This window comes from Micromonospora sp. S-DT3-3-22, assembly GCF_015354745.1.
Taxonomy (GTDB): Bacteria; Actinomycetota; Actinomycetes; order Mycobacteriales; family Micromonosporaceae; genus Micromonospora; species Micromonospora wenchangensis.
In genome coordinates, this window is the sequence record NZ_JACGMO010000183.1 from 1 (window position 1) to 9,903 (window position 9,903).

The window sequence follows — 9,903 nt, forward strand, 5'->3', positions numbered from 1 at the left end:
GTGGTGCTGCCCGATCCCGGTACGCCGGGACGGCTCGACCGGGCCCGGCAGGCCCTGGTCGGGCGGCGGGCCGCGCTCGGGCCGACGGTGCGGCGGCAGCGGGCGCGGTTGTCGTACCGGCTGTCCCGCCGGGCGCTGGCCCTGCACCAGCTCGGTGCGCTCGGCCCCGACCCGGTGGTGTCCTGCGACGACCACCTGCTCACCCTGCTCACCGCGTGGGAGCCGGGCCTGGCCGGGCACCTCGCCGGGACGGTGCTGGCCCCGCTGGCCGGGCTGCGGCCGACCACCCGCCGGGCCCTGGCCGAGACCCTGCGCGGCTGGCTGCGCCGGCAGGGGCAGGTGGTCGCCGTCGCCGAGGACCTGCACACCCACCCGCAGACGGTCCGCTACCGGATGCGGCATCTGCGCGGCCTGTTCGGCCCGGCCCTCGACGACCCGGACGCCCGTCTCCTGCTGACCCTCGCCCTGCACCAGCATCCGACCGGTGAGCCGGATCGTTCCGGCGACGGTTGAACCATGTGATCACGAAATACGAACCACTGTGCGTGCGTACCACCCGTTCCGCCGTGCTGCTGGGGTTCCTCCTCGCGCTGCTGTCCGTACCGCTGGCCCCGGCGACCCCGGCCGCCGCCCACGCCGCGCTGGTCGCCACCAGCCCGGTCCGCGACGCGGTGATCGGCTCCCCACCCGGGGAGGTGGTGCTGGTCTTCAGCGAGTCGGTCTCCCCGGTCGTCGGCCGGGTGCAGGTGCTCGGCCCGGACGGGCGGCGGGTCACCGCCGGGGAGCCGGTCGCGGACGGGGCCACCCTGCGCATCCCGGTGCGGGTGCCGGACCGGCCGCTCGGCACCTACCTGGTCAGCTACCGGGTGATCTCGGCCGACAGCCACCCGGTCGCCGGTAGCTTCGCCTACTCGGCCGGTGCGCCGTCGGCGACGCCCCCGGAGCCGGTCAGCGTGGACGAGCGCCCCTCCGGCGGGTGGACCCCCGCCGCCCGGTACGTCGGCTACCTGGGCCTGGTGCTGGCGGTCGGCCCCACCCTGTTCGGCGCGGCGCGCTGGCCGCGCCGTCGCCGCCGGCGCGCGGTCACCGCCACCGGGTACGTCGGTCTCGCCCTGGTGGCCGTGGGTACCGCCGGAACGTGGGTGGCGCAGGCCGCGGACATGGTCGGGGTGCCGGTCGGCGACCTGTCGCGCGGCGACCTGACGGCGGTGGCGGGCAGCGACGTCGGCCCGGTGCTCGGCGCCCGGCTGGCGCTGGCCGGGATCGCCGCCGGGCTGCTGACGGCGGTGGCCGGCGGACGGGCCGGGCGCGGCCGGCGGGTAGCGCTGGCGGTGGTGGGCCTGGCCGGGCTGGTCACCTGGCCGCTCGCCGGGCATCCGGTGGCCTCGCCGCTGCCGCCGGTGAGCATCCTCGCCGACGTGGTGCACCTGGCCGGGATGAGCGTGTGGCTGGGCGGGCTGTTCACCCTGGCGGTGTTCCTGCTGCCCGGCACCCACCGGCGGGTGCTGGGCCGCATCCTGCCGGCCTGGTCGCGGTGGGCGACCGTCGCGGTGGGTTGGCTGGTCGCCTCCGGCGTCGGGCAGGCCGCGATCGAACTCGGCCGGCCCGGCTCACCGCTGCACGAGGTGCCCGCCGACGAGGCGGTGGACGTGGTGGCCGGCCTGCTGCCCCGGTTGTGGCGGCGGGCGGCCGGGCCGTTCACCCCGCTCGCCGAGGAGGCCGTCGGCTGGCGGCAGCGGCTGCCCGAGCGGTGGGAACGGGCCGGCCGGCCGTACGGGCGGCGGCTGGTCGACGCGGCGCTCGACCAGCTCGACCGGCTGGTCGACACCCAGGGCGAGCAGGTGCTGGTCAATCAGGACCTGCACGCCGGCAACGTGCTGCGGGCCACCCGGGAACCGTGGCTGGTGATCGACCCGAAGCCGCTGCTGGGTGAGCGGGAGTTCGCGGTGGTGCCGATCGTGCGCGGGGCCGAGCTGGGGCACTCCCCCGGGGCGGTACGGCGGCGGCTGGACCGGGTCACCGGGGCGCTCGGCCTCGACCGGGACCGGGTGGTCGGCTGGACGATCGCGCACTGCCTGGCCTGGAGCCTGGACGGCGACACGGTCTTCACCAACCAGGTCGAGGTGGCCCGCTGGCTCGTCGACGGCACGTAGGCGCCCCCGCCCGGGTCAGCGTTGGCAGGTGGGGCACCAGTAGAGGTTGCGGCCGGCCAGCTCGCCCCGGCTGACCGGGCCGCCGCAGACGTGGCAGGGGGAGCCGGCGCGGCGGTAGACGTACACCTCGCCGCCGTGCCGGTCGACCCGGGCGGGACGGCCCATCGCCTCGGGCAGGTGGGCGTCGCGGACGGTGTCGATCCGGCCGTGCGTCACCGCCACGCTCATCAGCGCCACCAGGTCGGTCCAGAGCGCCGTCCAGCCCGCCGGGGTGAGCGCCCGGCCGGGCAGCGTCGGCCGCAGGCCGGCCCGGAACAGCACCTCGGTCACGAAGATCAGCCCGGTGCCGGCCACCACCGACTGGTCGAGCAGCAGCGCGGCGAGCGGGGTGGGGCTGCGCCCGATCCGGGCGTACGCGCGGTCGGGGTCGGCGTCGGCGCGCAGCGGGTCCGGGCCGAGCCGGCCGCGCAACGCCGCCACCTCGGGCGGGGTGAGCAGTTCGCAGGCGGTGGGTCCGCGCAGCTCCAGCCAGTGCCGGTCGCTGGCCAGCCGCAGCCGGACCTGCCCCACCGGTACGGGCGGCTCGCCGTCCCCGTCGGTGAACCTGCCGTACAGGCCCAGGTGGACGTGCAGGGTGCGCTCGTCGGCGTAGTGGTGCAGCAGGTGCTTGCCGTACGCCTCGGTGCCGTCGAGGACGCTGCCGGAGAGCAGGGCGGCACCCTCGGTGAAGCGGCCCTGCGGGCTGCTGGCGGTGACCTTGTCGCCGGCGAACAGCTCGGCGTGCCGGGCCGCGAGGCGGTGGATGGTGTGTCCCTCTGGCACGGGTGCCAAGGGTAGCCCGCCGCCCCGGCCCCGCCGACGACGGTGCCGTCCGGGTCGCCCGGAGTGTGGTCGATCGACGGACGGGGTACATCCGGGGTGTTCCCGCGTGCCGGCCACCGACCCTTCCGAGGGCTGCACGCATCGACGAGGAGGTGTGATGGTGAACGTTCCTTCCCTCCTGCGCCGCCGGACGGCGGCGCAGGACAGCAACGGCGACGGGGTGGTCGACGCGCGTGACGGACAGCCCGTGGTGACCGACCGGGACGCCGACCGGGCGACGTACCGCAGCGGGTCGCTGGCCACCGACGGCGAACGCGACGCCGACGACGAGCGGCGGGCGGCGGAGCGCGGCGCGCTGGCGCGGGCGGCGACCGCCCGCAGCGCCGTGGACGGCACCCGGAGCGCCGCCGCCGCCCGGTCGACCACCGTCGACGACGAGCCGCGTACGCCGACCGACCCGATCCGGGTCACCGACCCCGCGCCGCGTCCGGTGCCGGACCGGCCGGTCGACCGGGACCGGACGCCCGTTCCGCCGCCCCCGCCCGCCGGCACCCGCCCCGGCGACCGGGTGGACACCGACGGGGCCGACCCGCAGCCGCCGGTGGTGGCCGGGCCGAAGCCGAGGACCAGCCTGCTCGCCACCCTGGGTCTGATCGTCTCGGTGGTGGGCGCGGCGTTCGTGCTCACCGGCACGCTGGCCGGGTACGGCATCGCCCTCGGCGCGCTCGGCGCGGTCTGCTCGGTGCTGGGGCTGATCGCGACCCGGCGTCGGCACGTGGCCGGTACCACGGACGCGCTGGTCGGCGTGCTTGTCGGCCTGGCCGCGGTGGTGCTCGGCGTGCTCGCCTTCACCGGTCAGTTCGACTGGCCGACCACCGACGGCGACTGGGTGGCCCGGTTCCGGGAGTGGCTTGACTCACAGTTTGTCGACCGGTTCTGAGGGCACATTTGACCCCGCCGGCGGTTCGCCGGCGACGTTGGACCAGCCGGCTCGCCGGCACCGCCCGACCAGCTCTGGTGGTTCACCAGCCGGGCACCCCACCTCGGGGGCAGCGGTTCGCCGCCACCGAAGCGCACAGGGGCCGTCATCTCCCGCCGGGGTGACGGCCCCTTCGCCGTACGCCGCCACGCAACGGATCGCCGTCGCGGTCGGGCCACACGCAACGAACCACCGCCGGACGCAAGTCTCGGCGGTGGTTGTCGCACGGCCGGGCCGCATACCGTTGAGCCACGGCGCCAGCCCGTGGGCCACGGAGGCCGGGCGCGCCCGACCTCGGGAGCAGGACAATGACGATGGACGCCACCAGCCAGCGCTTCCTGATGTGCCGGCCGACGTACTTCGCCGTCGACTACGCCATCAACCCGTGGATGGACCCGACCGCGCCGGTCGACGCCGCCCTGGCGATCCGGCAGTGGGAGCAGCTCCGCCGCACCTATCTCGACCTCGGCCACACCGTCGAGCTGATCGACCCGGTCGCCGGCCTGCCGGACATGGTCTTCGCCGCCAACGGGGGCACGGTCATCGGCGACCGGGCGATGGCGGTGCAGTTCCGCGACCCGCAGCGCGCCGACGAGGCCCCCGCCTACCGGGCCTGGTTCGAGGCCGCCGGCTTCGAGGTGTACGACCCGAAGCACGTCAACGAGGGCGAGGGGGACGTGCTGCTGGTCGGCGACCACCTGCTCGCCGGCACCGGGTTCCGCACCGCGCACGCCTCACACGCCCAGTTGCAGGAGGTCTTCGGCTACCCGGTGGTCACCCTGCAACTGGTCGACCCGCGCTTCTACCACCTGGACACCGCGCTGACCGTGCTCGACGAGCGGACCGTGGCGTACCTGCCGGAGGCGTTCTCCCCCGGCAGCCGGGCGGTGCTGCGCCGGCTCTTCCCGGACGCGGTCCGGGCGGGCATGGCCGACGCGGAGGTGCTCGGCCTCAACGCGGTCGGCGACGGCCGGCACGTGGTGCTGCCCGCGCAGGCCACCGGGCTGGCCGCGCAGCTGCGCGACCGGGGTTACCAGACCATCGGTGTCGACCTGTCCGAGCTGCGCAAGGCCGGCGGCGGACCGAAGTGCTGCACGTTGCGAATCCGTCAGGGAAAGGCGAGCCAGTGATCGAGGACATGGTGCGGACCCCGTCCGCCGTCCGGGACGCGGAGCGGTACACCGCGCACAACTACCACCCGCTGCCGGTGGTGATCTCCTCCGCCGAGGGGGCCTGGCTCACCGACGTGGACGGTCGGCGCTACCTGGACTGCCTGGCCGGCTACTCGGCGCTGAACTTCGGCCACCGGCACCCGACCCTGATCCGGGCCGCCCACGAGCAGCTCGACCGGCTCACCCTGACCAGCCGGGCGTTCATCCACGACCAGTTCGCCGACTTCTGCCGGGAGTTGGCCGCGCTCTGCGGCAAGGACCTGGTGCTGCCGATGAACACCGGCGCGGAGGCGGTGGAGACCGGCATCAAGGTGGCCCGCAAGTGGGGCTACCAGGTCAAGAAGGTCGCCCCCGGGCAGGCGAACATCATCGTCGCCGACGGCAACTTCCACGGCCGGACGACCACCATCGTCAGCTTCTCCACCGACGCCGACGCCCGCGCCGACTTCGGGCCGTACACGCCCGGGTTCACCGTGGTGCCCTACGGCGACCTGGCGGCACTGGAGGCGGCGATCGACGAGAACACCGTCGCCGTGCTGCTGGAGCCGATCCAGGGCGAGCAGGGCGTGGTCCTGCCGCCGGAGGGTTACCTGCCGGGCGTACGCCGGGCCTGCACCGACCGCAACGTGCTGTTCATCGCCGACGAGATCCAGTCCGGCCTGGGCCGGACCGGGCGCACCTTCGCCTGCGACCACGAGGGCGTCGTACCGGACATGTACCTGCTCGGCAAGGCGCTCGGCGGCGGCATCGTGCCGGTCTCCGCCGTCGCCGCGGACGCCGACGTGCTCGGTGTGCTCCGGCCGGGCCAGCACGGCTCCACGTTCGGCGGCAACCCGCTCGCCTGCGCGGTCGCCACCGAGGTGGTCCGGCTACTGGCCACCGGGGAGTTCCAGCGCCGCTCCGCCGAGCTGGGCGAGCGGCTGCGCGCCGGGCTGGCGGGGCTGCTCGGCAGCGGGCTGGTCGCGGTGCGGGTACGCGGGCTGTGGGCCGGGGTCGACATCGACCCGGCGCTGATGACCGGGCGGCAGGCGTGCGAGCGGCTGATGGACCGGGGCGTACTGGCCAAGGACACCCACGGCTCGACCATCCGGCTGGCCCCGCCGCTGGTGATCACCTCCGACGAGATCGACCACGCGGTGGCGCAGCTCGCCGCGGTGCTGGCCGGCTGAGGTCGTACCCGCAAGGGCGCCGGGACCGTCGCGGTCCCGGCGCCCTTGCGCCGGTGCGTCGACTCAGCCCTCGCGCAGCGGCCGGCCCACCTCGTGCAGGTGCGCCAGCCCCTGCCGGTACGAGTCGATCAGCCCGGTCTCCGCGTACGAGATGCCCTGCTCGATGCAGTAGGCCTTCACCAGCGGCTGGACCCGGCGCAGGTTGCCCCGGGGCATGTTCGGGAACAGGTGGTGCTCGATCTGGTAGTTCAGGCCGCCCAGCGCCAGGTCCACGAACCAGCCACCGGAGACGTTGCGGGACGTGAGCACCTGCTTGCGCAGGTAGTCGAGGTCGTCCTCGTCGGTGGGCATCAGCATGCCCTTGTGGTTGGGGGCGAACGCACACCCCATGTAGAGGCCCCAGAGCGCCTGGTGGATGACGGCGAACAGCAACGCCTTGACCGGCGACATCACCGCCAGCAGCAGGCCGACGTAGCCGACGGTGTGGGCCACGAGCAGCAGGGCCTCCACGGCCCGGTGCCGCACCGGAACCCGCCACCCGCCGCCCGGCTCCCGGTCGGTCAGGGCCCGGATGCTCGCCACGTGCAGCGCCAGCCCCTCCAGCAGGAGCAGCGGGAAGAACAGGAACGCCTGCCGGCGGGCCATCCACCGACCGAAGCCCCGGGTCGCCATCACCTGCTCGTGCGTCCAGACCAGCGCACCCGCGCCGACGTCAGGGTCCTCGTCGGCGTGGTTCGGGTTGGCGTGGTGCCGGTTGTGCTTGTCCACCCACCAGCCGTAGCTGAGTCCCACGGCGAGATTGCCGGCGATCAGGCCGGCCGCCTCGCTGTGGCCGCGTCGGCGGAACATCTGCCGGTGCCCGGCGTCGTGCCCGAGGAACGCCACCTGGGTGGTGGCCACTGCCATCACGACCGCCAGCGGCAACTGCCACCAGGAGTCGCCGACCATCGCGACCAGCGCCCAACCGGCCAGGAAGGTACCCAGGGTCCCGACAATGCAGGCCGTGTACCAACCGGGACGCCGGTGTAACAGCCCCGCCTCCGCGACCCTACGGGACAGGCGCGCATAGTCGCTGCCCCGCCGGGCGGTCGACGCTGCCAACGTCGAGGAACTCATCTGATGGCACCCTCCGGTGTCGCGGCCGCACCCGATGGGCGGCCTTCCGTCACCAAGCCTGGCGTCATAGATGAGACTGGACAATCCTTGTCAGCCCCCAGTCCAGGGTGGAGCTACCCCTACCGGCCGCGGTCGGTAGGGGTCAGTTGCGCGGTAGCCGCATCGCCATGGTGGGCGCCTCGGCCATCACCGACGTCGGGGTGAACGCCGCCCCGGTGGGCAGTTCCCGGGCCCGGCCGACCTGCACCCCGGGGTACAGCTCCACCATGTCCGCGCCGCCGAGCACCCGGGACTGCTTCGGGGCCAGCGGGACGCGGTCGGCCTCGGTCATCGAGCCGTTCGGCCTGATGCCGGAGCCGTTGGTGCTGACGTCGGTGACGATGACCTCGCCGACGCGCAGCTCGAACCGGACGTGCGCCCGGCTGATCCAGCGCCGCGCCTCGTCGTTGAGCCACTGCCCGAGCATCACGCCCCCGGTCTCCTCGGGGGCCCGGCCGACCGTCACCGGCTCGTCCTCGGTGAGGACGAAACGGCGGCGGATCAGGCCACCGATCCGGATCGCCAGCACCTCGCTGCGCGGGCGCGGCCCGGCGTCGGAGAGCCGGGCACCGTGCCGGGGGCAGGTCGGCACGCCGTTGCGCAGGGCGGGCGGCGGCTGACCGGCCGGGGCCCGGTCCACCCGGGCCAGGTCGGCGAACGCCCCACCGCCCCCACCTCCGCCGAACAGCGCGCAGCCCGGCTCCGGGCAGCGCCACTTGCGGGCGAGCAGCTGCCCGCCGACCGGGGAACGGTCGCCCTCGACCGGGGTGTGCCCGCCCCCGACGTGCGCGACGAAGGCCGGGCCGCCCGCGCCGGGCACCGGGGCGACGACCCGTCCCGGCTGCTCCACCAGCCACGGGAACCGGCCGCGCAGGCCGTCGAAGCGGACCCTGCTGACCACCGGCAGACCGAGCAGGTCGGCCACCTCCAGCATCCGGTCACCCGGGTTGTCGAGCACCTCGACCAGACCGTCGTCGGCCCACCGGCGGACCACCATCCGCTCGTTGGAGGTGAGGTCGGCGTCGGAGAGCAGCGCCCGGTGCACGATCGCGTAGACCGGGACGCTGTCCTCGGCCAGCTCGCGGGAGAGCGCGTCGATCACCATGCCGAGCCGCAGCAGGCTGGCCGGGCGGCCACCGTCGAGATCCTGGTAGCGGATCACCTCGGCCAGGTCGAGTACCGCTCGGGCCAGGGACGGGTCGGTGCAGACCCGCCCTTCGATGGCGTCCAGCACCTTGCTGATCTCGAATCTCATCGCGCGCTCCGGAGGATGTCGTCGATCTGCCGGGCCGCCACCGCCGGCCCGGTCGGCACCTGCCCGCCGGGGTGAACAGGCGCTGCCTTGGCACGACCCTACCGGTGCCCGGGTCAGCCCATCCGGCCCACCGCCGCGCGCAGCCGGGCCACGTCGCGCCGACGCCGCTCGTAGGTGGCGGCGAGGGTGATCAACGCCAGCCCGCCGACGGCCAGGTAGATCCAGCGGGGCAGCAGGTCCCAACCCCGGACCAGTTCGTGCACCGCGAGCAGGACGAGGGCACCGCCGCCGAGCACCACCGGGGCCTGCCAGCGCCGGACCGCCCCGACCAGCACCACGCCCAGGGCGGCGCCGCCCAGCAGCAGCCGCCGCCACGGCTGCGGGTCGGCGGCCACCAGCACCGACACCAGGCTGGGCAGCAGCCCGGCGGCGAGCCCCGGGCCGAGGGCGAGCCAACTGGTCAACCCGGGTCGGGCCCGCAACGCGAGCAGGCCGGCCACCAGCGTCAACCCGGCCGCCGGCAGGGTGTACGCCTCCAGCAGCACCACCTCGCCGCTGATCAGCAGCAGCCACGCCCCGAGCAGCTCGCTGCCGCCGGCCACCGCCCCGAAGGCCCACCGCCGGCCGGCCGACCGGCCCGGGTACAGCACCCGCAGTGCGGCGGCGGCACCCCAGAGCACGCAGATCACGGCCGCGTACCGGATCGCGCCGACGGTGAGCAGCAGGGCGAGCACGGCCACCGCCTGCGCGGCGGCCTCCAGCGCCCGTACGGTGAACGAGCCGCGCCGGGCCAGCGCGGGTGCGCCGAGGAGCGCCGCCACCGCCACCCCGAGCACCGGGAAACCGGCCGTCCGGGTCGGCAGGCCGGCGGCCAGGGGCGCGGTGAGCGCGAACCCGGTGGCCGCCGCGACGGCGGTCAGGTAGCCCAGCAGCCGTACCCCGGCCCGCCGGCCGACCGCGCCGACCACCGCCGCCGCGACCACCAGCAGGGCGAGCCCGGCCAGCGTGCCGGCCCGGGTGGCGAGCAGCCCGACCAGGCCGGCGGCCGTCCACAGCAGACCGATCGGGGTGGTCACCGGCACCAGCTCCGACCGCGGTGTCGGCCGCCGAGGTGACCTGTGCGCTGCCGCCGGTCCCGCACGACGAACTGCGGGACACCGCCGGGCGGCGCTATCCGGCCCACCTCGACGTCTGGCCG

General features: G+C 75.2%; 9 protein-coding genes. 5 read left to right on the plus strand and 4 right to left on the minus strand.

What is annotated here, in order from left to right:
• The coding region (locus H1A17_RS31990; protein ID WP_194823620.1) for a helix-turn-helix domain-containing protein at positions 1-513 on the plus strand (513 nt) is incomplete at its 5' end.
• Between the two features lie 32 nt (positions 514-545).
• A complete protein-coding gene (locus H1A17_RS31995; RefSeq protein ID WP_194823621.1) occupies positions 546-2,153 on the plus strand; it encodes an aminoglycoside phosphotransferase family protein in 1,608 nt (535 codons plus the stop codon).
• Between the two features lie 15 nt (positions 2,154-2,168).
• Here the strand turns inward: H1A17_RS31995 and H1A17_RS32000 are convergent, their stop codons facing one another.
• The gene (locus H1A17_RS32000) at positions 2,169-2,975 is read right to left on the minus strand and encodes an Fpg/Nei family DNA glycosylase (protein ID WP_194823622.1); all 807 of its coding nucleotides are present in this window, start codon (positions 2,973-2,975) and stop codon (positions 2,169-2,171) included.
• A gap of 157 nt (positions 2,976-3,132) precedes the next feature.
• Between H1A17_RS32000 and H1A17_RS32005 the strand changes: the two genes are divergently transcribed.
• From H1A17_RS32005 to rocD, 3 genes are all read left to right on the plus strand, one after another.
• On the plus strand, positions 3,133-3,915 hold the full coding sequence (locus H1A17_RS32005) for a thrombospondin (protein WP_194823623.1): 783 nt from the start codon (positions 3,133-3,135) through the stop codon (positions 3,913-3,915).
• A 353-nt stretch (positions 3,916-4,268) separates the two neighbouring features.
• Complete coding sequence (gene ddaH, locus H1A17_RS32010) at positions 4,269-5,084, plus strand: dimethylargininase (protein WP_194823626.1); 816 nt, start codon at positions 4,269-4,271, stop codon at positions 5,082-5,084.
• Positions 5,081-6,295 (plus strand): ornithine--oxo-acid transaminase, encoded by a 1,215-nt coding sequence (gene rocD / locus H1A17_RS32015; RefSeq protein ID WP_194823624.1) that lies wholly within the window; start codon positions 5,081-5,083, stop codon positions 6,293-6,295. The genes ddaH and rocD overlap by 4 nt, the downstream gene beginning before the upstream one ends.
• Positions 6,296-6,358: 63 nt before the next feature.
• On the opposite strand, the gene H1A17_RS32020 is transcribed toward rocD, so the two are convergent.
• The 3 genes from H1A17_RS32020 to H1A17_RS32030 form a co-directional block, all read right to left on the minus strand.
• Positions 6,359-7,411, minus strand: a complete 1,053-nt coding sequence (locus H1A17_RS32020; RefSeq protein ID WP_194823625.1) for an acyl-CoA desaturase — start codon at positions 7,409-7,411, stop codon at positions 6,359-6,361.
• Between the two features lie 142 nt (positions 7,412-7,553).
• On the minus strand, positions 7,554-8,705 hold the full coding sequence (locus H1A17_RS32025; RefSeq protein WP_145921502.1) for an FHA domain-containing protein: 1,152 nt from the start codon (positions 8,703-8,705) through the stop codon (positions 7,554-7,556).
• 113 nt (positions 8,706-8,818) lie between these two features.
• The gene (locus H1A17_RS32030; RefSeq protein WP_228544638.1) at positions 8,819-9,781 is read right to left on the minus strand and encodes an SCO7613 C-terminal domain-containing membrane protein; all 963 of its coding nucleotides are present in this window, start codon (positions 9,779-9,781) and stop codon (positions 8,819-8,821) included.
• Between the last annotated feature and the right edge of the window lie 122 nt (positions 9,782-9,903).

Excerpts from the sequence above, each read along its gene's own strand:
- H1A17_RS32005 (WP_194823623.1), top strand. The coding sequence starts at position 3,133 with ATGGTGAACGTTCCTTCCCTCCTGCGCCGCCGGACGGCGGCGCAGGAC.
- ddaH (WP_194823626.1), top strand. The coding sequence starts at position 4,269 with ATGGACGCCACCAGCCAGCGCTTCCTGATGTGCCGGCCGACGTACTTC.
- H1A17_RS32020 (WP_194823625.1), bottom strand. The coding sequence starts at position 7,411 with ATGAGTTCCTCGACGTTGGCAGCGTCGACCGCCCGGCGGGGCAGCGAC.
- H1A17_RS32025 (WP_145921502.1), bottom strand. The coding sequence starts at position 8,705 with ATGAGATTCGAGATCAGCAAGGTGCTGGACGCCATCGAAGGGCGGGTC.